We start from the raw sequence: 24,789 nt of genomic DNA, 5'->3' as shown, positions 1-24,789 counted from the left end.
TCAGACCGAGTGACCGCATTGTCATTGACTCAAATCAATGACCGCTATGAATTGACGCTCATACGAGCTATTCCAGAACGTCAGGTCTCAAGCCCTTTCGCCACCTCCAGGCTGCAGCGCAGGAACTCGTTGGTGAGCCCGGACATCGGCTTGTCCGCCGGCGTGATCACCACGACCCACCGGGACAACGGCGGGTGGGTGATCGGGACGCTGCGCAGCTCGTAGTCCTCGAGCAGCTTGGCGGGGATGCGCGACGGCAACACGCAGTTGCCGATGCCTGATGAGACCAGCTTGAGCATGGCATCGATCGTCTCGGCCTCAGCCACGTAGCTCGCATTCAGTCCCGCGCTGTGCAGCATCCGCCGGAGCGCGTAATGCGGAGGAAAGCCGATCAGCTTCAGGTCGTCGGGCGATGCGGCCGCACTGTCGGCCAAGGGATTGGACTGACGCACGATCAGGCTCATGCGGTCTTCGAACAGCGGCTGCGAATGCAGGGTCCCCACATCGACCGCGACGTCGTAGACGAAACCCAGGTCGGCCTTGCCCGAGTTGACCAGCTCCACCACTTCCGGCGAACTGCGCCCCAGCAACGACAGATTCGCGTGCGGTCGGCTGCTGACGAACTTGGCCACGACATCGGCCGCGTAGTAGTAGCTGAGCGTATGCACGGTCGCCAGGCGCACCGTGCCGTGCGTGGCCACCTGCTGCGATACGGTCTCCAGCGCCTGATCGATCGCGCGGAACGGAGACTTGAGCGCGCTGTACAGACGCGCGCCCACCTCGGTCAGCTCGACACCCCGCCCGGTGCGCACAAACAGCGCGACGCCCACCTTCGCCTCGAGCGCGGCGAGCTGCTTGCTCAGCCCGGACTGGGTCTGGCCCAGCACCTCGGACGCCTTGGACAGCGAGCCGAGCTCTGCAATGCACAGAAAGTAGCGAAGCGCTCGATCGATGGTTCCGCTCAACATGCCCGATGCTCCCATCTGCCAGGGGTCTGCCCTGCGACTGCAAGGACACGTCGAAATTGTAGGCATGGCACGTGAGGATCCGGCGCCCCCGCGGCGCAGACGCTTCGACTCAATCGGCCCCGGGATGCCGCGCACGCCATGCCGCCAGCCGGGCACGGTAGTCGGCCATCGCGTCGGCGTGCAGATCGTAGACGCAGATCGGGCAGCCGCTATCGCAGCAGTCGCTCGGCAGCGGGGCCTCGGGCGGTTCGGGCCGCGGATCGGGATCGGGGACAGGCGTGGTGGTCATCGCACGGCCATTGTCGCGCAGCCCGCCGGCCTCAGCGATCGTCGGCGGCCGGCAAGGGCGACAGGCGCAGCGCGGCGGTCTGCGCGTCGCAGCCCTCGGGCTGGGCGCCGCGCGCGCGTTGCGCAGCGACTTCCTCGCGCGCCGCCGCCAGATCGGCCAGGAACGCCGGTTCGGCCTGCAGCCGCGCGAACGTCGCGGCGCCGACCACCTGCCCCTGCACGATGTCGCTGTACCAGTGCACGTTGCAGACCAGTCGGCTCTCGCCGAAGCTGCGCCCGCGTTGCAGCAGCGGATCGGCGCGATCGGGGGCCACGGCGGTCAGCGCCAGCGCCCAGGTCCAGCCGATCGCGGTGTGGCCCGACGGGTACGAGCCGCTGTCGCGCAGCTGCGCGACCTCGTCTGGCGTACACACCGGCGCGGCGTTGGCCAGGAAGGGACGGCGACGCTGCCAGTGCAGCTTGGCGGCGCGACCGTCGATCGCGGCGTCGGCGAGGCTGCGCCGCAGCAGCCGCACCAGATGCGGGGTATGGGTCGTGTCGATCGGCACGCCAAGAGCGCAGGCGTAGAGGTCGGCCGCCTGGGGGAAATCGAGGTCGGCGTCGATCACCGCCTGCCGCCAGCGCGGGGTCTCGCGCAGGGCCAGCGCGCGGGTGGCGATGGCCTCGTCGAGGGCCCGCGCGGCCGAATCCGGCGCCGGCGGCGCGGGCAGCAATGCGCGGCTGTCGAAGCCGGGCGCATCGACGTAGCCGATGCTCACCCCGGGACGATGCTCGGGCACGACCACCGGCGCGGCCGCCGTGGACCGCGGGCCGCCGGCACAGCCGGCGACCAGCAGCGCCGCCAGCACGCCCACGGCGCGCCGGACGCGCATCTCAGCCGGCCTGCAGGCGCTGGGCGATCGTCTGGCGCAGCGCGACGAGATCCTTGGCGAACGCGGCGATGCCGTCGCGCAGCTTCTCGTCGGCCATCGCATCGGCCTTGAGATCACGCGCGAAGCGTTCGGCGTCGACCGGCGGGTCGATCCGGCCATCGCCCTTGCCCGGTGTCAGCGCGCGCGCCAACGGGCCGTGTTCGGCGTCCAGCGCTTCGAGCAGGTCGGGAGAGATCGTCAGCCGGTCGCAGCCGGCCAGCGCTTCGATCTGCGCGGTCGAGCGGAACGAGGCGCCCATGACCACCGTCGGCGAGCCGCGACGCTTGAACTCGGCATACACGTCGCGCACGAAACGCACGCCCGGATCGTCGTCGATCGTCGCCGGCACCTCGCCGCGCGCGACATGCCAGTCGAGGATGCGGCCGACGAATGGCGAGATCAGGAACACCCCGGCCTCGGCGCAGGCGATCGCCTGGCTGCGGTTGAAGATCAGCGTGAGGTTGCAGTCGATATCCTCGCGCTGCAGCTGCTGCGCGGCACGGATGCCTTCCCAGGTCGCGGCGATCTTGATCAGCACGCGATCGCGGCCGACACCGGCGTCCTCGTACATGTCGATGAACTGGCGCGCCTTGGCGAGCGTGGCCTCGGTGTCGTGCGACAGGTCGGCATCGACCTCGGTCGACACCCGGCCCGGCACCAGGCCGGCGAGCTTGCGGCCGACGCCGATCGTCAGCCGGTCGACGACCTGGCGGACCACGGCATCGGAGTCGCCGTCGAGCCCGCGCGCGCGCTCGAGCTCATGCTCGATCAGCTCGGCGTAGATCGGCAGGTCCAGCGCCTTGCGCACCAGGGTCGGGTTGGTCGTGCAATCGACCGGCTTGAGCCGCGCGATCGCGTCGGCATCGCCGGTGTCGGCGACGACGACGGACATCGTGCGCAGTTGGTCGAGCTTGGATGCGGCAGCGGACATGGACACCTCGGATTGGGACGTGGACCGCCGCTCAGGCGGAATCGCCATTGTCGCGTCCGTCGGCGTCCAGGGCCACCCTGACCGCCTCGGAGTGCTGGCCCAGCGTGGGCGCGGCGAACGGGGCGGGCCCCGGCGTGCGGCCGAAGCGGATCGCCTGGGCGACGCCGCGGTAGCTGCCCAGGGTCGGATGCGCGATCGTGCTGACGATGCCCTCGGCCAGCACCTGCGGGTGCTCGAACATGTCCTCGACCGCACGGGCGGCCGCGCACGGCACCGCATCGCCGAAATGCGCCTCCCAGTCCAGCGCATCGCGCGCGGCCAGCGCCGCGTGCAACTGCGGCAGGATGTCGTCCGCATGCTCGGCACGCTTGCGCACAGTGTCGTAGCGCGGATCGGCGGCCAGCGCGTCGAGCCCGGTCAGCGCACACAGCGCCTGCCAGAACCGCGGCGTATTGGCCGAGATGTAGAGCCAGCCCGCGCGCGTGGGATGCAGCCCGGTCACCCCGCCCGAGCGCATGTCGCGGCCGATGTCGAGCGCCTCGCCCTCGGCCCAGACCATGCGCGCGGACTGCATCGCCAGCGCGCTGCGCAGCAGCGAGACGCCGACGAACTGGCCTTCACCGCTGCGCTCGCGCTCGTACAGCGCCGACGACACCCCGGCCGCCAGCAGCGCGGCCGCGTAGTAGTCCACCACCGAGCCGTAGACCAGCTCCGGCGGGCCGCCGCGCTTGCCCTGCAGCGTGCAGATGCCGGTCATCGTCTGCAGTACCTGGTCGTAGCCGGCCTTGTCCTTCAGCGGCCCGGTCTCGCCGTAGCCGGTGACCGCGCAGTAGATCAGCCGCGGATTCATCGCCGACAGCGTCGCAAAATCGATCGCCAACCGCTCGGGCACGCCGGGCCGGAAGTTGTGCACCAGCACGTCGGCCTCGCGCACCAGCCGGTAGAGCACCGCGCGGTCGTCCTCGGCCTTGAGGTTGAGGGTGACGCCGCGCTTGCTGCGATTGATGCCCAGAAACGCCCGGCTCTCGGCGGCCAGCGTGGAGGGGTAGTTGCGCAGGTTGTCGCCGTCCGGCGGCTCGACCTTGATCACGTCCGCGCCCTGGTCGGCCAGCAATGCACAGCCGTAGGGGCCGGCGATGTAGGCGCTCAGATCGAGCACGCGGATGCCGCTCAGCGGGCCGGGCGCACCGCCGCGGTCATGGGCGAAGGGGGAATCTGTCATCTCGTCCGATATCCATTCAACGCGACAGCGCAGGGCCGGGGCAGTCTGCGCGACGCGTGCGCCGCGAGCCATGCGCTCGGCCTATGTTCTCCCGCCACAGAAACTTGCTTGCGCAGCGCTCGCATCGTTCAGAGCGCGCCGCAATCGCCAGCGTCGGCACCGTCGTCCGATGGCGCCAGCCCGAGCCAGGTGGTGCGCCAGATGCGATCGCGGCGCTCGCCGATGCCGTAATAAGGCGCGAAATCGATCGGTGCGCGCTCGGCCAGGTGCAGGCGCAGGCCCACCGCGGCCGCGTCGCCGTCGCCTGCGGGCGGCAGTTCCTCGATCCGGATCTGCGCATCGTCGTCGGGCAAGCGCACGGTCTCGGCGGTGCGATAACCGTCGATCAAGCCGGTCGCGTAGACCAGCGGGCCACGGCTGAAAGCGATGTAGTCCTGGCGCAGCACCTGCTGGCGGACCGGCGAGCCGTCGGGCGCACGCGATTCCTGCACGTTGCGGTAGACGCGGCGGTGGATGCGCGGACGCAGCTGCAACGTCAGCGCAACCGCGTCGCCGCTGGTCCAGGTGCGTGCGATGCGCACGTAGTCGCCAGCGACCACGGGCTCAGGCCACGGCGCGCCGGCGACGGTGAGCGTGGCGCCCTGCGCCCAGGCGGGAATGCGCACGCGCAGCGCGAAATGCGCCGGCTGCGCCAGGCGCAGTCGCAGGCCGATGTCGCCGTCGAACGGATAGCGCGTGTCCTGCACGACGGTCACCTCGCCCGCGCCGGGCAGCGTGCACGTCGCCTCGCCCGGCCCCAGCAGGTTGACGACGAGGCCCTCGTCATCGGTCGCGTAGGCGACCGCCGGCAGCTCCTCGATCGCCATCGCACCGCTGGACTTGCAGCAGCGCCAGTAGTTGGTGTGGATGCGGCGGCCGTTGGCGTAGGAGTAGTAGCACCAGCCCTCGCCGTCGGGCGCCTGCGCACCGAGCAGGTCATTGTAGGCGGTGCGCTCGATCTCCTCGGCATACCGCGCCTGCCCGGTGATCGCCAGCAGTTCGCGGTTGAGCTGCAGCCAGGCCAGGATCGAGCAGGTCTCGACGTACGCGTGCGGGTCGAACACGAACGCAGGATTGAATACCTCGCGAGAACGGTGGCCGATGCCGCCGAACGGGCCGCCGCCCAGGCTCAGGTGGTGGTCGCGGATCGCCTGCCATTGCGCATCGAGCGCGTGACGATGGCGCGGATCGCCGCTGGCCCGCGCCAGCTTCGCCAGCCCGACCAGGTTCCAGCACAGCTGGTAGGCCTTGCCGGTGGCGATCTCCGACGGATCGGCGCCGGCCAGCGCGCGCTCGAGCAATGCCAGCCGCGGATTGGCATCGGCCTGGGCGAGGATGCGCCGGGCCAGTTCGAGGAACCGCGCATCGCCGGTCGCCGCGTGCAGATCCATGACCGGATCGAGCAGCACCGTCGCCGACATGCCGTGGTGGTTGCCGACCGTGGTGATGTCCAACCCTTCGACGCAGAACGTGCGCCAGCACAGCAGGCCGATCCGGCGCGCGGTCTCCAGCGCGCCGGCCTCCGGGAACCGCCGGTGCACCTCGAGCAGACCCAGCAGCAGATAGGCGTGGGTCCACACATCCCAGGTGCGCAGCGCCGGCTCGCCGTTCCAGCTTTCGGGCTTGGGCGGCTGCGGCACCATGAAGCGCCGGTGCGGCGCGTAAGTGCCGAGGTACCCGTCGTCTTCCTGCACCTGGGCCAGGTACGCCGCGACGGCGCGCACGCTGTCTTCCAGCGCGTCATCGCCGCTGCGCGCGGCGGCCTTGGCCGCAGCCGCCAGCCACTTGCCGGCGTGCTCGCCGTACCAGTCGCCCTCCTCGTTGTCGGCGCGGTGCGCCGGATCGAAGATCGCGATCGCCGGGCTGTCGGGCCCGGTGACGAAATGCGACAGCCGCCCGCGACGATTGGCGTCCAGTGCCTCGCCCAGCAGCCCGCGCAAGCGCACCTGGTCAGGCGCGGGCGGACGCTGCGCGTCGCGGGCGGTGATGTCCAGCGGCTCAGCCATCGGTGCGCTCCGCATCGACCACGCAGCGGAAGCCCACCGTGCCCGAACGGTCCTTGCCCGGCGCCATCAGCAGGTACTTGCCATGCTGGTCGAGCCGGTAGGCCTGCGGGAAATACCAGTGCGAGGTCTGCGGCTGGTAGCTGCTGCCGCCGCGCAGGATCGCCGCACGCGTGTGGGTGTCGATGTACTCGTCGGTCCATTGCCAGACATGGCCGATCAGGTCCTCGACCCCGAACGGCGAGGCGCCCTGCGGATGCGCGCCGACATCGGCCGGCGGCAGCAGGCGACGGCCGCGGTTGACCCGCGGTACGCAGGCGTCGTGCCAGGTGTCGCCCCAGGGATAGCGGCGGCCGTCGTGCCCTTGCGCTGCGTACTGCCACTCCCATTCGCGCGGCAGGCGCTTGCCGGCCCACTGCGCGTAGGCGCGCGCATCCTCGAGCGACACCCAGGTCACCGGCTTGTGCGCCCAGCCCGGGCGCGGCGCGCCGTCGACCCAGTGCCGCAGGAAGTTGTGCGCATCACGCGGCGCGTAGCCGCTGTCGGCCAGGAACCGCGCGAACTGCGCATTGGTCACCGGATGGCGGTCGATGTGGAACGTGGCCAGGGTCATGCGGCGGCGATGGTGCCGGCGCGGGCACGCTTCCCACGGGTACTGCACGTCCAGGCCCGCCCAGTCGAAGCCCTCGATCTCGACGCCGCCGACGCGGAACAGGAACTCGCCACCGGGAATCGTCACCATGCCCTCGGGCGCGGTGGCCTGCGGCGCGGTCGGCGCCACGTCGACGATCGCCTGCGGCAACGCCTGCCAGGCGGCCGAATGCGCACCGATCGGCGTGCGCGCCTGCGCGGCGAGCGTGGCCAGGGTCGCGTCGAGGCCCTCGGCGTCGGCGCCCGGTGCCAGCGCCAGCAGCGCGCCGAAACCACGCCCCTCCAGCGGCAGCTCGATCACCGCCTCGCCGTCGATGACGCGCGGCGCGATCGGCTGGCCGCGCCACAGATCGTAGTAGCGGGTGCCGTCGACGTGCGGCAGCGCGAGCTGCTCGCCGTCGATCGGATACTCATGCCGATTGATCAACGTCCACAGCGTGCGGTCCGCGCCCGGGAAGCGGCTGGCGAACACGCCGCGCTGCAGGCAGCGCTGGTACGGCGCCCAGTCCAGGCTCACCACCAGTTCGGGGAACGCACGGTAGATCGTTGCGATGCGCCGCAGCACCTCGGCATTGCGCGGGGTGAACTGATTCCAGATGCCCCAGATGTTCTCCCAGGCGTTGTAGCCGATGCCGTTGAAGAAGCAGTACTGCAGGTCGTGCGTGCGGTCCCGGCCCCAGCGGTTCTCGTAGTTGACCATGTGCCGCGGCTCGAGCCACTTCCACTTCGACACCGGCGGCACCGGACCGTCGGGCGCCTTCTTGCCCCAGCTCTGCACGTTCCAGATCAGCTGCTCTTCGGAACTGATCGTCGATTCGGGTTGCAGCACGACCGGTCGGCCGTGGCGCTCGCAGGCATCGAGGAACGCGCGCGGCACGCCGTTGAAGGTGTCGCCGTTGATGCCGTCGGCGCCGACCGCCGCGACGATCTCCGCCAAGCCCTCCCAGTGGCTGGTGCCCGGATCGCGGGTGCCGTGATCCCAGGGCTTGGCCGGCAGGAACACCCGCACGCCGCGGGCCTGGAACGCCTGCACTGCACGGCGCAGACCGTCGAGCCCACCGGGCAGGTCGTGCGCCAGGTCGAACTGGTTACGGTCGTCGATGCCGATGTTGGGATAGACGTACCAGATCAGCACCGAATCGATGCCGCCGAAGCGTGCGATCAGATCGTCGAGATAGCGGTCGACCGTGTATTCGGCGCGCTCGGCGTCATAGAAGTAGCGGTCCTCGACCATCATCTGCGCGTGCACGAAATTGCGCTGCGCCCACAGCAATTCCGGCCGGCGGTAGTTGGCGTCGTCGTAGCCGATCCGCACCAGATGCTCGCGGCGCCAGTCGCGCAGTTCGGCCAGCCAGTCGGCCGCGCTCTCGTTGGCGTCGATCATCCAGCCGCCGATGTCGGCGAACGGCCAGCCCGGCGCCTTGCCCGGCGTGGGCAGATAGCGGCCGGTGGTGACGTGCGAGAACTTGTACTCGCTGCGCAGCGGCGCCGGGCCGTGGTCGGCGCTGTCGGTGGCGTCGAGCGTCTCGTAGGGGGAGGCGGTCATCGGGGGATCTCGTCGAAAAAGGGGAATCAGGACGCCAGGCCGCAGCGTGCGGCCAACGCGGCGCGGCCGCGCGCGTCGCCGTCGCCGGCCAGCAGCGCCTGCACCTGTGCGCGCGCCGGTACGCTCGATTGCGCGCCGAGCGCGCTGCAGGCCAGGGCCGAAGCGGCGGCGGCATCGCGCAGCGCGGCCGGCAAGCTGTCGCCACGGGCGAGCGCGGCGACCAGCGCGCCGCAGAAGGTGTCGCCGGCGCCGGTGGTGTCCACCGCCTCGACCGGGAAAGCGGACTGCAGATGCAACGCGTCGCCCTCGCGTGCCAGGCAACCGGCGGCGCCCAAGGTCACCACCGCGCACGGCACCGGCAGGCGCGCGAGCGCGGCGGCAAGGTCGCCGGCATCGCCGACCAGCGTCGCCAGTTCGCCCTCGTTGACGACCAGCACGTCGACCAGGCGCAGCAGCGCTTCCGGCAATGCCTGCGCCGGCGCGGCATTGAGCACGACGCGCACGCCGGCCGCCTGCGCGCGCGCGGCGTAGGCGGCCACGCTGTCGAGCGGCGTCTCGAGTTGCAGCAGCAGATAGCCGACCCCGTCGAGCGCGGGCAGATCGTCCGGGGCGAGTGCGGCGTTCGCGCCCGGCGCGACGGTGATCGCGTTCTCGGCGCCATCGGCCAGGCAGATGAAGGCCACGCCGGTCGGCAGCGCGGCCTGGCGACGGATGTCCAGCGACACGCCGGCCGCACGCAGCGAGTCTTCCAGTGGGCGGGCATGCGCATCGTCGCCCAGCGCCAGCAGCATCCGGGTCGGCGCGCCGCCGGCGCGCGCGGCCGCGACCGCCTGGTTGGCGCCCTTGCCACCGGGGAAGGTGCGGAAATCCCGCCCGAGCACGGTCTCGCCGGGCGCCGGAATGTGCGCGGCGCGCACGACGAAATCGAGGTTGGCCGAACCGGCGACGAGGACCGCAGCGGCGGCCGGCGACTCACTCATGCGAAAGCCCTTGCTGGACGAGGTTGTAGAACGGCGTGGCCAGCCGCGGCAGGTCGCCTGGGACCTCGCGCGGCAGGTGCTGGGCGAGCAGGATCGCGATCGCATGCTGCGCCGGGTCGATGACGAATTGCGTCGAGGCCGCGCCCGACCAGCCGACCTGGCCCGGCGCGCCGAGACGCCCGCGCGCAGCCGGGTCGAGCTGCACCGCCAGCCCCAGACCGAAGCCTTCGGCCGGGCTGAACTGCGTATGCGGCTGCGCCAGATGGCCGAGCTGGTTACGCAGCATCGCCGCGACCGTCTCCTCGCGCAGATAGCGGCGGCCGTCGAGCGTGCCGCCGCCCAGCAGCATGCGGCACAGTCGCAGGTAGTCGGCCGCGGTCGAGTACAGCCCACCGGCGCCGCTGGTATAGGGATTGAGCGATGCGCCCGGCGTCGTCGCACTGGGACCGTCGGCCAGGCGCAGGCGGCCGTCGTCGCCCAGCGTGGTGATGTCGACCACGCGTGCGCGCGCATCGGCCGGCACCGCGAACCCGGTGTCGGGCATGCCCAGCGGCTCGAAGATGCGCGTACGCAGGAACGTGTCCAGCGATTGCCCCGATACCACCTCGACCAGCCGCGCCAGCACCTCGGTCGCCGCGCCGTCGTAGGCGAACGTCGTGCCCGGATCGTGCTGCAGCGGCAACGCTGCCAGCCGCTGCACATAACCGGCCAGATCGGGCGCACCGTGCAGGTCGGCCGCCTCGCGCAACTGCAGCGCCGGACCATCGCCGATCGCGATGCCGCTGGTGTGGGTCAACAGATGGCGGACGGTCAGCGCGCGCGCCGGCGCGCGTCGCGTGCCGTCGTCGGCGAGCACGCGCAGGTCGGCGAACTCGGGCAGATGCCGGGCGATGTCGTCGTCCAGGCCGATCCGGCCCTCGTCGCAGAGCATCAGCACCGCGACCGACACCACCGGCTTGGTCATCGAGTAGATGCGGAAGATCGCATCGGCGCGCATCGGCTTGCGTTGCGCGAGATCCAGATGGCCGGCGACATGGGTATGCGGCGACCGGCCGTCCTGCCACACCGTCGCCACGACGCCGACGTAGCCGGCATCGGCCACGGCGGCATCGAGGAATCGGTCGAGCGGCTGCCAGCGCGCGGCCTGGGGGGCGGCGTCATCGCCCCCGGCCCAGACCGGCGCAATCGCTGTCAGCAGCGCCAGTGCGGCCACCCAGGCGACACCGCGTCGCGCGCCGGCGATGGGCCGCCGCCCGGTGTCCCGCTGCCCCCGCACTTCCCGCATGACCTACGCCCCGCCCTCGTTTCGATCAGAACGCGATCGTATGGGTGAGCGACACCATGCGCCCGCGACCGGCCCAGTAGTTCTGCCAACCGGGGACCTGCGACCAGCTGAGGATGTACTGCTTGTCGAACAGGTTCTCGATGCCGAGCGTGAGCTTGCCGTAGCGGCCGGTGTCGTAGTTCACGCCGAGATCGACCAGGGTGTAGCCCTTGGTGTTCTCTTCGTAAGTGAAGGCGCGGCCGTCGTACTCGCGCACGTCGCTGCCCGACAGATGGCGGTCGAACAGCTTCGTCGCGCCCAGCGTCAGGTCGGCATCGGGGGCGAAGTTCCAGGTCACCGAGACCGCGAGCTTGTCGGGGTTGGCATCGAGCACGCCCATCGGCTTGTTGAGACCGCCGGCGCCGTAGCTGCCATCGGCCGCCTCGGCCCAGAACGCGGTCTTGCCGCGGATCCGCGAGTAGATGCCCGAGACCTTCCACTGCGGGTTGAAGCGGTACTCGCCGTTGGCCTCGAAGCCGCGGATGCGCACCGGCGCACGCGCCATCACGAAATCGTTGCTGACCGGATCGACCGACAGGGTCGAGCCGAACGGCGACTTGGAGTCGTAGTAGGACGCGCCGAACGCCGCCGAGTCGCCGCGCCAGTTGAAGCCGACTTCCTTGTTGGTGACGATGATCGGGTCCAGATCGGCAATGCGATCGACCGACTGACCCGGCACGTTGATGTTGCGCAACGGGATGCCGATGTTGGCCAGGCCGAAGCCTTCGCCGTAGGACGCGAACACCGACCAGGTGTCGGTGATGCGCCAGATCGCACCGAGGTTCTTCATCGTCTCGGTGTACTCCAGCCCGCCACCCTGCACGAACACGCTGTTGCGATACGCGGTGGTGGTGTAGCTGTCGACATGCAGCTCGCCGTCCTCGCGGCGCAGGCCGCCGCTGAGCGTCACCGGACCCACGTCCCAGGTCAGCTGCGCGTACGGCGCGACGCTGCTGTACTCCATCGGCGGCACCCACACGCGGTTGGTCAGCGCCAGCCGCTGCGCGGCCTCGTCCTCGACCACGTCGACGCCGGTGCGCAGCTGCAGCCCCGGCACGCCGAACAGCTCGCCGCGGGTCCAGCTGGTGCGCAGGCCGCGCTTCTTGGACACGATCTCCGACTGGTCGTAGATGCGCTGGCTCTCGTCGAAGTTGTCGTCGACCTTCACCAACTGACGGTCGTCGCCGTCCTCGGGCAGGTAGCGCATCGCCTGGTCGGCCCAGTAGACGTCGGCGGTGAACGTGCCGCCGAACAGGTCGCCGTGGCTGTAGTTGAGCGCGGCCTGCTGGAAGTCGTTGAACTCGGTCAGCGAGCCGGCGATCGAACCGCGCTCGGAAGTATTGGTGCTCGGGATCGGACACTCGACCGGATCGTAGCGACAGCCTTCGACCTGCTTGTAGTTGCCCTTGCCCTCGATGCGGAAGTCACTCAGGCTCAGCTGCAGACGCTGCACGCCGCCCTCGCCGAAGTTCGCGCCCAGCTTGGCGTAGAGGTTGCGCGATTCCGAATCGGCCAGCGAGCCGCTGGTGTTCATGCCGATGCGGCGGCCGTTGCCGTCATAGGAAATCCCGCGATCGATGTACGAGGCGCTGAGCAGCGCATCGAAGTCGTCGCTCTTGTAGGCGTGGTTGACGCCCAGCTTCCAGCCCGCGCTGTCGCTGCCCGACTGGGTCGAGTAGCGCGAGATCACCGTGGTCTCGTGGCCTTCGGCCGTCGGCACCTTGGAGATGTAGTTGATGATGCCGCCGGCCGCGCCGATGCCTTCCGACGCCGACGGCCCGTTGATGACCTCGATGCGCCCGACCAGGCCCATGTCGGTGAACGTGCCGTTGCGGTTGCCCTCGCGCAGCGGCGAGCCCTGCGGAATGCCGTCGAACAGGCGCAGCGCGATGCGGCCGCGCAGCGTCTCGCCCGAGTTGCTCATCGCCTGCGAGGACTCGGCGTAGCCGGGCACCGTGCGCGCCAGCACCGCGGTCGCGTCCTCGGTCAGCGCCAGCGTGTGCGCGACCTGCTCCTGCGACACCAGGCTGATCGCGCCGGGAATCTTGTCGATCGAGGTGGCCACGCGCGTGCCGGTCACGACCATGCGGTCCAGGTTCACGGCATCGCGGTCGCGGGTGCGCTCGTCGGCGTCGTCGGCCTGCTGCGCCCAGGCGGCGGCAGGCAGCAGCAGGATGCAGGCGATCGCGGCGGAAAGCGGCTTGATCATGTCGAAGTCTCTGAAGGAGTGCGTGGCGGCCGGGCGTGCCGGCAGCGGCCTGGAAGCTGTGGAACCGGCGGCGCGATGCGTCCCCCGGTGGCCAGAGAGACTAGGCGTCCGCGCAATCGCGATGCACCGCCTGAACGTATGTTCAAACCGAAGTTTTTATTGCTTACGAGGCAAGCAAATATGTGTTGCGCCGCAACATTTCTTTCACTCCGAGACCGCGCCCTCTTCGCGCGTCGGTGCCCGGGCGGCGGTGCGGCACTGCTCGCGCAGCGCGGCGACCAGCCGGCTGCGCACACTGGCGGTCGACCACACGATGCCGATGCGCCGGGGCTCGGCCGGTTCGGGCAACGGCAGCCGCGCCAGCCGCAGCCCGGCCGGCCACGGCTGCTGCCAGTCGGGCACCAGCGACACGCCCAGGCCGCGGTCGACCATGACCGCGATCGCGTTGAGCGCGTTGAGCTCGAAGCGTTCGCGCGGCACGATCCCGACCCGGCGCAGATAGTCGTCGGCCTGGCGGCCGCCCCACTGGTGGCGGTCGTAGCGGATCAGCGGTTCCTCGGCCAGCAACGCGTGCGGATCGCGATGCGCCAGGTGCTGCGGCGCGAGCACGATCAGCGGCTCCTCGCGCAGGACTTCCCAGTCGCAGGTCTTGGGCAGCGCAAACGGCGCCTGCAGCACGATCGCCGCGTCCAGGTCGCCGCGCTCGACATCGGCGTAGAGCTCGGCCGAATAGCCCGGTTTGATGAAGACGTTGATCTGCGGCAGCACATTGACCATGCGCGCCAGCACGTCGGGCAGCATGCCGGCCAGCGCGGTCGGGCAGGCGCCCAGGCGCAGCTCGCCCGACAGCGCCCGGTCGTTGGCGACGCTGCGCAGGTCGGCCACGTCGCGCAGCAGGTCGCGGGCACGCTGCAGGATCCGCGCGCCCGGCTCGGTCACGCAGACCGTGCGCCCGGCGCGGGCGATCAATGGCGCGCCCAGCTCGCGCTCGAGCGTGCGGATCTGCTGGGCGACCGCGGCCGGGGTGATGTTGAGGTAGCGCGCCGCGGCGGCCATCGACCCGCGGTCGACCACGTGCACGAAGGTGTTGAGGAACTGGGTATCCAAGGGCGCGGTCCTGGGGGACGCCGGCGGCGACGCGCCAGCCTACCCGCGCGGCGGCCGCCTGCGCCCCTGCCGAAGGGCCTGGGCGCCGGCCGCCAGGGGCCGATTCAGGCGTCGGCCTTGCGGGTATGGATGGTCAGCCCCTCAAGCGAACGTGCAGGCGGGGCGAAGAACAGGCTGGCCACGTAGCCGATCACGATGCACAGCATGATCGAGATGCCGAGGTAGAAGTACGGGTGCACCAGGTTGAACGACCAGGCCAGCAGGGTCAGCGCGATGCTGCCGCCGATGCCGATCGCCACCCCCGGCGAGTTCGCCCGTTTGGTGAACATGCCCAGCGTGTAGGCGCCGGCGAAGCCGCCGCCGAGCAGGCCGGCCAGCTCGATCGATACGTCGAACAGCGAATGGATGTCGTAGCGCGAGAGCACCAGCGCCAGGCCCATGCCGGTCAGCCCGACCACCACCGTCATCCACTCGGCGAAGCGCACGCTGCCCTTCTCGGTCGGCGCCTTGGCCAGCCGCGAATAGAAGTCCACCGACAGCAGCGTGGCGACGCTGTTGATGATGCTCGACAGCGTCGACATCGCCGCGGCGAAGATGCCGGCGATGATCAGGCCAGTCACGCCGACCGGCAGCTCGGCGGCAATGAACAACGGGAAGGTCGCATCGATCGGCAGCAGCGGGTCGAGCCGCTCGGGGTTCTGCCGGTAGTACATCCACAGCGCGGTGCCGATGCTGTAGAACACGAAGCCGCCGGGAATCATGATCGCGGCGAACACCCAGATCGAGCGGCCCGCCTCCTTGTCCGAACTGGTCGCCAGCGTGCGCTGCATCAGCACCTGGTCCTTGGGGAAGGTCAGCACCACGTCGAACACGACCAGGAAAATGAAGCCCCAGACGGTGGCCTTGGTCAGGTCGAAGCTGAAATCCAGCAGCTTGGTCTTGTGCTCGATCGCGACCGCTTCGCGCACCGTGTCCAGGTCGCTGCCCAGCGACACCAGGATGAAGCCGATCGCGAAGATCGCGCCGCCCATCTTCACGAACACCTGGACGAAATCCGTCCACACCACCGCGCGCATGCCGCCCATCGCGGTGTAGATGATCGTGAACACGCCCATGATCATGATGCTCCACACCACCGGGATGCCGGTGATCGTCGCGATCGCCAGCGCCGGCAGGAACAGGATCACGCTCAAGCGGCTGCCGACCTGCATCGCGATCGCCAGCGCGCTGGCCAGCATCCGGATCGCCGGATGGAAACGCGTCTCCAGATACGAGAACACCGACATCAGATCCAGCCGGCGCAGCAACGGCACGATCCACACCGCGACGAACATCAGGCCCAGCACCGCGATGAGATTGTTGGTCAGGTACTGCCAGTTGGTCTCGTAGGCCTTGGCCGGGATCGCGATGAAGCTGATCGAACTGGTGTTGGTCGCATACAGGCTCACGCCGGCCACCCAGAACGGAATGCTGCGCCCGCCCATGAAGAAGTCCGACTCCGATGCGGTCTGGTCCTTGAGATAGAAGTAGCCGCCGATGCCGAGCATCGCGACCAGGTAGACCACGATCACCACCCAGTCCAGCCAGTGCAGCAGATGCTTGCCCGAGCGCAGTTGCGCCGCGTGCAGGCCGCCGTCGGCCGAGGCCCAGACCAGGCCGCTGCGCCAGCCGGTGGCCAGGCGCGCCTCGCCGTCGAGCGTGGCCGGCAACACCGCCCAGGACCCGGTGATGGTGTGGAAGGTCTGCAGCGCCGGCTGCGCGCCCGGCGCCGGCCGCAACAGATAGAGCACATGCGCCTGGCCGATCGGCTGGGCGGAACCATCCACCACCGCGCCGGGCAGCGTGCCGCGGTCCTGCCAGCCTTCGGCGGGCGTCCATTGCCGGATGCGGCCGTCGACCGCGGTCAGGTACAGCGCGAACTTCTGCGCCACCAGCGACGACGGCGCGCTGCCATGCGGCCACGGCGCCTGCGCGATCCAGCCGGCACCGGGCGTGGTGCGCGACAGCGCGTAGAACCGCGCCTGACCGTCCGCGTCCAGGCCGGCGGCGTACAGCACCCCGGCCAGCACCGCCAGGCGGGCATGGGCGATCGGCTCGGGCAACGCCGGCAACGGCTGCACGACCAGTGCCCCCGACACCAACGCCAGCGTCGCCGCCTCCTGTGCCATGCCCCCATCGCCCAGCAACAGATGCGTCCCGGCGCCATCGGGCGTCGCCGCCTGCAGGCGCGTCACCGAGACCCCAGCCGGCAAGGCCATGGCCTGCCAGCGACCGTCCGCACCTTCGCCGTCCAAGCGCCACGCGCGTTGGCCCGCGATCGCCAGCGGACGCTCCCCAAGCGTCAGCAGCGCCTGCACACGTGCGCCCTCGGGCAACGCCGCCAGCGGCGTCGCATCGACCGAGGCCAGGCTTTCGGCCTGCGCCGGCAGCACGGCGAACGCAGCCAGCAGCGCGAGCAGCACCGCCAGCAGCCCGGGACGCCGGCCCACGCGGTCAGCGCGCCGCATCGCGTTCCACCTGGGCCAGCACGCGCTCGGCGCGCCTGAGATATGGCGCATCGATCATGCGGCCCTCGACCACGCAGACCGCCAAGCCCTGCGCACGCGCCGCGTCCGCCGCATCGACGATCCGGCGGGCCTGCGCCTGCGCCTGCGCGTCGACCGAGAACACCGCGTGCGCCAACGGCACCTGCCGCGGATGGATGCAGCTCTTGCCAATGAACCCCAACTGCTGCGCCATCGTCGCCTCGTGCTCGAAACCCGCATCGTCGTGGAAATCGGCGTAGGCGCCATCGCAGGCGAACACCCCCGCCTCACCCGCGGCCAGCGCCACCTGCAGCATCACCGCCTGCACGTGCGCGGCCACATCGCGCCGGATCCCCGCCGGCTCGAACAGATCGCCCAGCCCCAATTGCAGCCCGGCCACGCGCGGATGCGCGCCGGCGATCTCGGCCGCATTGCGCAGCGCGCGCGGCGTCTCGATGTTGACCAGCAGGGCGGGCGCCCGCCGGGCCGGATCGGCCGGCAACGCCGCTTCCTGCGCCTCGATGCGCGCAACCGCCGCGCATAGCGCCTGGGCCGAGTCGATCTTGGGCAGGTTGATCAGGTCCGGGGACACCGGCAGCAACGCGGACAGATCCGCCTCGAAGTCGGCGGTGTCGGGCGCATTGACCCGCACGATCGCCAGCGGCGCCGAGGCCGCACGGGCCGGGTCGCGCACCGCTTGTCTGGCCAGAAACGCAGCGACCGCGGCGCGGGCCTCGGCCTTGCGCGACGGCGCCACCGCGTCCTCCAGGTCGAACGACACCGCATCGGCGGGGCCAGCCCAGGCCTTCTCGAACAGGTCCGGACGCACGCCCGGCACGAACAGTTTGCTGCGCATCGGCCCTCCCGCAGATTGCCGCCCGAAGTGTGCGCGATGCAGACAAGCGCAAAAGTCGCTCTTGCGATCTTCAGACGATAGTTTTCGTGACGTGTCGCAGCTGGCCGCACCCTGGACGAGCCCTCCCCCGCACGCGGGGGAGGGTTGGGTGGGGGCCGTCCCTCCGCCCGCTGCCGGAATCGCCGGCGCTGCTCGCGGCGCCCTGACAGAGCCCTCCCCCGCACGCGGGGGAGGGTTGGGTGGGGGCCGCCCCTCCGCGCGTTGCCGGAATCGCCGGCGCTGCTCGCCGCGCCCTGGACGAGCCCTCCCCCGCACCGCGGGGGAGGGTTGGGTGGGGGCCGCTCCGTCCGCCCGCTGCAAGAATCGCCTAGGATCGGGATTCCCATCGCCTCCAAGAGCCTGTCGATGACGCGACTCGCCGCCGCGCTGCTGTGCGCCTGTACCGCCCTGCCCGTCGCCGCCCACGCGCAGACCGCGCAACGCCCCGAAGTCGCCCAGGCCGCGACATCGCTGCAGGCCAGCGTCGTCGACTGGCGGCGCGACATCCACCAGCATCCCGAACTCGGCAACCGCGAGACCCGCACCGCGGCCAAGGTCGCCGAGCACCTGCGCAGCCTCGGCCTCGACCCCAAGACCGGCATCGCCCACACCGGCGTGACCGCCGTGCTCAAGGGTGGCCGGCCCGGCCCGCGCATCGCGCTGCGCGCCGATATGGACGCGCTGCCGGTGACCGAGCGCACCGGCCTGCCGTTCGCCTCCACCGCGACCGCCGAGTACCGCGGCCAGACCACCGGCGTCATGCACGCCTGCGGCCACGACGCCCACACCGCGATCCTGATGGGCGTGGCCCAGGCGCTGGTGGCGATGCGCGACGAGTTGCCCGGCGAAGTGCTGTTCGTGTTCCAGCCCGCCGAGGAAGGCGCGCCGGAGGGTGAAGAAGGTGGCGCTTCGATGATGCTGGCCGAGGGCATCTTCCGCGACTTCCGCCCCGACGCGGTGTTCGGACTGCACGTGTTCTCGACCCTGCAGGCCGGGCAGATCGGCGTGCGCGGCGGCCCGCTGATGGCCGCGTCCGACCGCTTCTCGATCGACGTCATCGGCCGCCAGACCCACGGCTCAAGGCCCTGGGGCGGCATCGACCCGATCGTCGCGGCGGCCGACCTCATCGGCACCGCGCAGACCATCGTCAGCCGCCGCACCAACATCTCCACGCTGCCGGCAGTGGTCTCGTTCGGCGCGATCGACGGCGGCATCCGCTACAACATCATTCCCGACAAGGTCGAACTGGTCGGCACCATCCGCACCTTCGACGAGGACGTGCGCAAGGCGATCTTCGCCGACCTGCAGAACGTGGCCACCCACGTGGTCGCCGCGCACGGCGCCACCGTCCAGACTCGCATCCCGGCCGAGGACGGCAACCCGGTCACCGCCAACGATCCCGCGCTGACCGCCCGCCTGCTGCCCAGCCTGCAGGCCGTGGCCGGCGCCGACAACGTCGTCGACCCGTCGCTGACGATGGGCGCCGAGGACTTCTCCTATTACGCCCGCGAGGTGCCCGGCCTGTTCTTCTTCGTCGGCGCCACGCCCAAGGGCCAGGACCCGATGCGCGCCCCGAGCAACCACTCGCCCGAGTTCGACCTCGACGAATCCGCGCTCGACCTGGGCCTGCGCGCCCTGCTGCAGGTCAGCCTGGATTATCTGCACGGCGACGCGGAGGCCGGCGCATGACCGCCAGCCTGGCCATGCTGCTGCAGGACCGGCCCGACCCCGCACTGACCGCCGAGGCATTGGTCGCGCAGATGCGCGCCGACTGGCCCGACCTCGACGCCGAACGCCTGCGCGCCGAACCGCGCGATTTCGACATGCCCGACGGCCCGCTGAGCATCGACTACGGCGACGTCTCGATCCTGCTGATGCCCATCGCCGCCCCGATCGGCGACGACATCGCGCAGATCGCCGCCCACAGCCGGCTGTGGCCGAACGCCGAGCCCGCGCCGGAGGACTACGCCGCGCACACCATCGTCACCGTGATGGAATTCCCGCCCGAAGGCGCGGCACCGACGCTCGACGCCCTCGGCCGCGCCGCCCTGCTCAGCCGCGTGCTGGCCTCGGCGACCGCCCTGCTGGACACCGTGCGCGCGGTGTACTTCGGCAGCGCCAACCACATCGTGCTGCCGGCGCTGTTCCGTGAACTGGCGATGGCCCAGCTGCCCGAACCGATGCCGCTCGCCTGGGTCGCGTTCAACATCGGCGCGCGCCCCGACGGCACCATGACCGGCCACACCTTGGGCATGGACATGCTCGGGCTGATGGACATCGAGATTCCCGAGACCGACGACAGCGCCGAGGACGTGTTCGACCGGCTGACCGGCATCTGCGCCTACCTGCTCGAGCACGGCCCGGTCATCGACGACGGCGACACCCTGGGCGAAAGCGACGACGAACGCATCGTCGTCGCGCACGCCCCGTCAGCCTACGGCGACGGCCGCCAGGTGCTGCAACTGCGCAGCGAACCCACGCGCCATTGAACGCCGCGCCGGCCGGCGCGGCCCACGGCGGTAGAATCGGCGCATGTCCGATGTCCCCGCCGCGGCCGCGCCGCCCATCCCGCTCGGCCGTGAGGTCGCCTATCCGCGCCACTACGACCCGGGCCTGCTGTTCCCGATCGCACGCACCCTCGGCCGCCGCGAGATCGGCCTGGGCGACGCGCTGCCGTTCGCCGGCCACGACCGCTGGCACGCCTACGAACTGAGCTGGCTCGACGGCCGCGGCAAGCCCGTCGTCGCCACCGCGACCATTCTGGTCCCGGCCGCCTCGCCGCAGCTGGTGGAGTCCAAGTCGCTCAAGCTCTACCTCAACTCGCTCAACCACACCCGCTTCGACACCCCCGAAGCGGTGCGTGCGCGCATCGCCGCCGACCTGTCGCAGGCCGCCGGCGCCGAGGTCACGGTCGCCTTCGGCCTGCCGCCGATGGCGGACGACGCCGCGCAGGGCACCTCGATCGACGTCCTGGACATCGAGATCGCCCACTACGGCCCGCCCGATGCCGCGCTGCTGCACGCAGACGCCGACGAGATCGTCGAGGAACGGCTGACCTCCGCGCTGCTCAAGTCCAACTGCCCGGTCACCGGCCAGCCCGACTGGGCCAGCCTGCACATCGCCTACCGCGGCCCGCGCATCGCCCGCGACGCGCTGCTGCGCTACTTGGTCTCGTTCCGCGACCACGCCGAGTTCCACGAGCAATGCGTGGAGCGGATCTTCGTGGACCTCGTCGCCCGCTGCGCCCCGCTCGAGCTGTCGGTCGAAGCGCGCTACACCCGCCGCGGCGGCCTGGACATCAACCCCTGGCGCGCAACCCCCGGCCTCGCCCCGCCGACGAGGCTGCGCGACGCCCGCCAGTAGCCCCGGCGCGCGATGGATTCTTAACGCGGCAGATGGGAGGCTGACGGCCTCCCGCCCTTGGAGGCTGCCGCGATGTCCCCGTCCAGGCCCCCGGGCCACGATGCTCCCGACTTCTCCCGCGTCACCGGCGGCGTGCGCAGCGCGGCCGACGACGACGCCCAGGCCGGCGCGCCCGCACCCGTGCGCACCCATGTCGTGCGCAAGGGCGATACGCTGTCGACCATCGCCGAACAGGTCTACGGCCGCGCCAGCCGCTGGCAGGAGATCTACGCCGCCAACCGCGACGTGCTCGACGACCCCGACCGCATCCAGCCCGGTCAGGTGCTGCAGTTGCCCGCGGACTGAAGCACGGCCCGCGCCCTTCCCTTTACCGGAGTGCCCATGACCCGTCCCGTCGTTCCCGCCGCCATGACCGTCGCGATGCTGAGCACCGTGCTGCTCGCCGCCTGCAACCGCGACGCGACCGCCCCCGTGGTGCCTGCGCCCCAGGCCCCGGCCCCCGAGGCCCCGGCCGCGCCCGAGCCGCCGGCGCCCGCGCGCGTGACCAGCGTCGAACTGGGCAATGCCGTCGACGGCGACAACCGCGTCGCCGCGCCGGCCTCGGAGTTCGCGCCGACCGACACCATCTACGCCTCGGTCGGCGTCGACGGCGAGAGCGCCGCCAAGCTCACCGCGCGCTGGACCTACGGCGAAGGCCAGCTGGTCCGCAACACCGACACCGACATCGTGGCCGGCCCCGATGTCATCGCATTCGACATCCAGCACCCCGATGGCTGGCCGACCGGCACCTACAAGCTCGAAGTGCTGCTGGACGGCACGGTGGTGGAGACGCGGGAGTTCGCGGTGCGCTGAGCGCCGCTACGGACTGAATGACGAAGCGCCGGGCTTGTCCGGCGCTTCTATGTTGGCGCCCGACCAACACTGCCATTGGCCCCGTCGGCCCTCATCCGAGGCCATTGCAAGCAAGGCGGCCAGTTCAGAATCCTCATGTTCGTGAGGATTCCTTCGCAGCACGCCGAAGTTTGCATGGAATCCTCACGATCATGCGGATTACGGGGCGACGTCACGGCAACGCCGCCCGCAGACGCGCGGCCAGCGCGATGCGGGCCTCGGGCGTGTAACGGGCTTTCGGCCCTGCGTGCAATTCGTCGTTCGTGTAACGCGGAAAGACATGCAGGTGGTAATGCCACACATCCTGATTACCGGCCGGCCCGTTGTGCTGGCGCGTCGAGATGCCCTCGCAGCCGAAGGCGCTGCGCATCGCGGTGGCCAGCCGGCGCGTGGCACGGAAAACGTCGACGCCCAGGGCGTCCGGCATATCCAGCACGTTCTCGTAGTGCGCGCGCGGGATCACCAGGCAATTGCCCTGGATCCCGGCGTAGTGATGTGTCGGCACGAGCGCGAACACGTGTGCATCCACCAACACGACCGCCGACGCCAATGCGGGCGACGGCAGCGTGTTGGCGATGCCGCAGAACGGGCAGTCGTAACCCGGTGGCGCGTGCTTCATCAACGCGGACGCTCTCGATCGACGGCCGGCCGATACTGGATTGCGCGCTGACGGCCCGTCAACCGCGCACCCGCCTGTCCCGGGCGCACGCGCCGCGTGCGGTCGCTAACGCACGTCGTTGCCCTGCGCTTCTTTCTCCAGGCCGGTCAGGCGTGCCTTCTCCAGGCTCAGGGCGATGCCTGCGTTCCGGCCGGCCAACGTGACCACGCGCAACTCCGCCGCCGTGCCCAACACCATCGACGCCTCGGACACATCCAGCCCATAGTCCTGCGCCAGCCACTGGATCATGGCCGCCGTGGCCGCGCGGACGGCCTCGTCCAGAGACGACGCCTGCCCGATCACACTGATGTGCGTCGCATCCTCCACCCGAGGCGCCGCCAACGCGCGGCCCGGCAACACCCCGACACTGAACTCGACATCGAGCGACGTCTCCAGGGCCCATTGCGTCGTCTCGCCATCACCCTGCAAGGCATGGCCATCGCCCAGATACAGCAGGGCGCCCGGCTGGTAGACCGGCAAGTAGACCGTCGCGCCTTCGACGATCCGGTTGAAGTCCATGTTACCGCCCCAGCGGCCGGTATCGCCGGTGGACGGCGCGCCGAATCCGAAATCCGGAGCGACCGCCAAGCCGCCGAGCATCGGCTTGACCGGCACGACGTAGGACCGCAGGCGCTCAGGCGGATCGTCCAGGCGCGCCGTGCCCGCCTCGCGATCCAGACGCCAGCGCACCCGCTGGCCGAGCCCGGCCGTGCGCGATGCGATGCCGAGCGACGTCGCCCGTGGCGTCAGTCCATCCAGGCTGTCGGCGGTGTCGCGATTGAGCCGCAGCCGCACGATGCGCACCGCCAGCACGTCCCCGGCTTTCGCGCCCGCGACGAAGAACGGGCCGGTGTGCGGATTGCCATACAGCGCCACCACCTTGCCGTCGGCGTCCACGCCGCCCGAATCGACCGTGCGGGTCGCCACCACATCACCGGGCTGGATCACCAGCACCGGGGCGCGCGCGGCACCGAAGGCATTCGCGTAGCCCGTCGGCTCGTACACCCGGCGCGTGGGCGGGCCCGACGGCAGCGCCAGCCGCAACCCGGTGACGGCATGCCGCACGCGCGGGCCCTGGTTGCTGGTATCGGGATAATCCGCCCACCCCGTCAGCCGATCGCCGGACACCTCCGCCTCGAAGCGATACGCCACATCGTGGCTGTCGATGGCAGAGACGTTGAGGTGCATGCCGTGCCGCGCGCCGCGCACGCGCCAGCCATCCAGATCGCCGGACACCTCGGGGCCGGACGACTGCAGGGTCAGCAGCTTGTGTTCGGCATTGCCCCAGCGGTCGATGGAGAGCAGCCAAGTGTCCTGCGCCGCGGCAGGCAGCGCCGCCAGAACCAGCAGAAGAGCCCACAGACCATGTCGCATCGCCTCACCCTCACAAGGTGCGATGCCGGGACGGCGCGCATGCGACACGCTAGAGGCGCCGGCGTGGCGGCTGACAGTGACACAAGTCACGGCCAGCGCCCAGCGCATCGGTCATGAGGACGGCGACAACGCCCACGTCGCGGCATGCACCGCATGCAGATGCGTCGTATCGAACAACGGCACCTGCGGCACGTGCTGCGGTTCGACCAGCAACGAAATCTCGGTGCAGCCGAGAATGACGGCCTGCGCACCCTCGGCCACCAGGCGATCGATGATCGCGAGATAAGCCGCGCGCGATGCGTCCAGTACGCGGCCCAGGCACAACTCGTCGTAGATCACGCGATGCACCACCTCACGATCGTCAGGCGCCGGCGTCAGCACCTGCAAGCCATGCCGATCCTCCAGTCGCGCGCGATAGAAATCCTGCTCCATCGTGAAACGCGTACCCAGCAACCCGACACGGCTCAGCCCCTGCGCCTTGATCGCCTCGGCCGTCGGATCGGCGATGTGCAGCAATGGAATCTCGACCGCCGACTCGATGTGTCCGGCCACCTTGTGCATGGTGTTGGTGCATAAGACCAGGCCGTCCGCACCGGCCGCTTGCAGACGCCGCGCCGCGTCCGCCAGCAGCGCACCCGCGGCCTCCCACTGCCCCGCATGCTGCAACCGCTCGACCTCGTGGAAGTCGACGCTGAACAACACGATCCGGGCCGAATGCAGACCACCCAACCGCTGCTTGATGGTCTCGTTGATTGTGCGGTAGTAGGGAATCGTGGATTCCCAGCTCATGCCGCCGAGCAGACCGAGTGTTCTCATGGCGGTCCTCGTTGCGTGGCGCGGCGGAGCCGCCATGTGCGCGTCGATGATAGGGCAGCCGGGGGCGCGTTGACCTTCGACGGCGCCA

21 protein-coding genes are annotated in these 24,789 nt (G+C 70.5%); 5 read left to right on the top strand and 16 right to left on the bottom strand.

What is annotated here, in order from left to right:
• Nucleotides 1-80: 80 nt before the first annotated feature.
• The 13 genes from WAF18_RS02425 to WAF18_RS02365 all read right to left on the bottom strand — a co-directional run bounded on the left by WAF18_RS02425 (nt 81) and on the right by WAF18_RS02365 (nt 17,560).
• Nucleotides 81-968 carry a LysR family transcriptional regulator gene (locus WAF18_RS02425; RefSeq protein WP_337243699.1) on the bottom strand — a complete coding sequence of 296 codons (888 nt, stop codon included), beginning with the start codon at nt 966-968 and terminating at the stop codon, nt 81-83.
• A 109-nt stretch (nt 969-1,077) separates the two neighbouring features.
• Nucleotides 1,078-1,257 (bottom strand): oxidoreductase-like domain-containing protein, encoded by a 180-nt coding sequence (locus WAF18_RS02420; RefSeq protein ID WP_337243698.1) that lies wholly within the window; start codon nt 1,255-1,257, stop codon nt 1,078-1,080.
• A 31-nt stretch (nt 1,258-1,288) separates the two neighbouring features.
• The gene (locus WAF18_RS02415; protein ID WP_337243697.1) at nt 1,289-2,128 is read right to left on the bottom strand and encodes a phosphatase PAP2 family protein; all 840 of its coding nucleotides are present in this window, start codon (nt 2,126-2,128) and stop codon (nt 1,289-1,291) included.
• Nucleotide 2,129: 1 nt separating this feature from the next.
• The gene (locus WAF18_RS02410) at nt 2,130-3,098 is read right to left on the bottom strand and encodes a transaldolase (protein ID WP_337243696.1); all 969 of its coding nucleotides are present in this window, start codon (nt 3,096-3,098) and stop codon (nt 2,130-2,132) included.
• A gap of 31 nt (nt 3,099-3,129) precedes the next feature.
• Entirely contained in the window at nt 3,130-4,320 is a 1,191-nt protein-coding gene (locus WAF18_RS02405; protein WP_337243695.1) for a CoA transferase, read from the bottom strand.
• Between the two features lie 128 nt (nt 4,321-4,448).
• Nucleotides 4,449-6,365 (bottom strand): beta-L-arabinofuranosidase domain-containing protein, encoded by a 1,917-nt coding sequence (locus WAF18_RS02400; RefSeq protein ID WP_337243694.1) that lies wholly within the window; start codon nt 6,363-6,365, stop codon nt 4,449-4,451.
• On the bottom strand, nt 6,358-8,559 hold the full coding sequence (locus WAF18_RS02395) for an SUMF1/EgtB/PvdO family nonheme iron enzyme (RefSeq protein ID WP_337243693.1): 2,202 nt from the start codon (nt 8,557-8,559) through the stop codon (nt 6,358-6,360). The genes WAF18_RS02400 and WAF18_RS02395 overlap by 8 nt, the downstream gene beginning before the upstream one ends.
• Nucleotides 8,560-8,585: 26 nt before the next feature.
• Complete coding sequence (locus WAF18_RS02390; protein ID WP_337243692.1) at nt 8,586-9,539, bottom strand: PfkB family carbohydrate kinase; 954 nt, start codon at nt 9,537-9,539, stop codon at nt 8,586-8,588.
• Nucleotides 9,532-10,824, bottom strand: a complete 1,293-nt coding sequence (locus WAF18_RS02385; RefSeq protein ID WP_337243691.1) for a serine hydrolase domain-containing protein — start codon at nt 10,822-10,824, stop codon at nt 9,532-9,534. Before WAF18_RS02385 ends, WAF18_RS02390 begins: the two co-directional genes overlap by 8 nt.
• 25 nt (nt 10,825-10,849) lie before the next feature.
• Complete coding sequence (locus WAF18_RS02380; RefSeq protein ID WP_337243690.1) at nt 10,850-13,072, bottom strand: TonB-dependent receptor; 2,223 nt, start codon at nt 13,070-13,072, stop codon at nt 10,850-10,852.
• 204 nt (nt 13,073-13,276) lie between these two features.
• Nucleotides 13,277-14,179, bottom strand: coding sequence for a LysR family transcriptional regulator (locus WAF18_RS02375; RefSeq protein WP_337243689.1), 903 nt, complete (start codon nt 14,177-14,179; stop codon nt 13,277-13,279).
• 104 nt (nt 14,180-14,283) lie between these two features.
• Entirely contained in the window at nt 14,284-16,686 is a 2,403-nt protein-coding gene (locus WAF18_RS02370) for a sodium:solute symporter (RefSeq protein WP_337243688.1), read from the bottom strand.
• A complete protein-coding gene (locus WAF18_RS02365) occupies nt 16,673-17,560 on the bottom strand; it encodes a CoA ester lyase (RefSeq protein WP_337243687.1) in 888 nt (295 codons plus the stop codon). The genes WAF18_RS02370 and WAF18_RS02365 overlap by 14 nt, the downstream gene beginning before the upstream one ends.
• A 405-nt stretch (nt 17,561-17,965) precedes the next feature.
• Here WAF18_RS02365 and WAF18_RS02360 point away from each other — a divergent pair, with 405 nt between their 5' ends.
• From WAF18_RS02360 to WAF18_RS02340, 5 genes are all read left to right on the top strand, one after another.
• Nucleotides 17,966-19,288 carry an amidohydrolase gene (locus WAF18_RS02360; protein WP_337243686.1) on the top strand — a complete coding sequence of 441 codons (1,323 nt, stop codon included), beginning with the start codon at nt 17,966-17,968 and terminating at the stop codon, nt 19,286-19,288.
• Nucleotides 19,285-20,088: a DUF4261 domain-containing protein gene (locus WAF18_RS02355; protein ID WP_337243685.1), complete on the top strand. Its 804-nt coding sequence runs from the start codon at nt 19,285-19,287 to the stop codon at nt 20,086-20,088. The genes WAF18_RS02360 and WAF18_RS02355 overlap by 4 nt, the downstream gene beginning before the upstream one ends.
• Nucleotides 20,089-20,131: 43 nt before the next feature.
• Entirely contained in the window at nt 20,132-20,962 is an 831-nt protein-coding gene (gene queF, locus WAF18_RS02350; protein WP_337243684.1) for an NADPH-dependent 7-cyano-7-deazaguanine reductase QueF, read from the top strand.
• A 72-nt stretch (nt 20,963-21,034) separates the two neighbouring features.
• Entirely contained in the window at nt 21,035-21,307 is a 273-nt protein-coding gene (locus WAF18_RS02345; RefSeq protein ID WP_337243683.1) for a LysM peptidoglycan-binding domain-containing protein, read from the top strand.
• A gap of 36 nt (nt 21,308-21,343) precedes the next feature.
• Nucleotides 21,344-21,814, top strand: coding sequence for a hypothetical protein (locus WAF18_RS02340; protein ID WP_337243682.1), 471 nt, complete (start codon nt 21,344-21,346; stop codon nt 21,812-21,814).
• 211 nt (nt 21,815-22,025) lie between these two features.
• On the opposite strand, the gene WAF18_RS02335 is transcribed toward WAF18_RS02340, so the two are convergent.
• The 3 genes from WAF18_RS02335 to WAF18_RS02325 all read right to left on the bottom strand — a co-directional run bounded on the left by WAF18_RS02335 (nt 22,026) and on the right by WAF18_RS02325 (nt 24,701).
• Nucleotides 22,026-22,472 carry an HIT family protein gene (locus WAF18_RS02335; RefSeq protein ID WP_337243681.1) on the bottom strand — a complete coding sequence of 149 codons (447 nt, stop codon included), beginning with the start codon at nt 22,470-22,472 and terminating at the stop codon, nt 22,026-22,028.
• A 105-nt stretch (nt 22,473-22,577) separates the two neighbouring features.
• Nucleotides 22,578-23,993: an acetamidase/formamidase family protein gene (locus WAF18_RS02330; RefSeq protein ID WP_337243680.1), complete on the bottom strand. Its 1,416-nt coding sequence runs from the start codon at nt 23,991-23,993 to the stop codon at nt 22,578-22,580.
• Between the two features lie 3 nt (nt 23,994-23,996).
• Nucleotides 23,997-24,701 (bottom strand): aspartate/glutamate racemase family protein, encoded by a 705-nt coding sequence (locus tag WAF18_RS02325; RefSeq protein ID WP_337243679.1) that lies wholly within the window; start codon nt 24,699-24,701, stop codon nt 23,997-23,999.
• Nucleotides 24,702-24,789: the final 88 nt, after the last annotated feature.

The organism is Luteimonas sp. gir (assembly GCF_037198055.1).
GTDB classification, from domain to species: Bacteria; Pseudomonadota; Gammaproteobacteria; order Xanthomonadales; family Xanthomonadaceae; genus Luteimonas; species Luteimonas citri_A.
The sequence above is the reverse complement of the archived record's forward strand: the minus strand, read 5'-3'. Positions and strand labels throughout refer to the sequence as shown.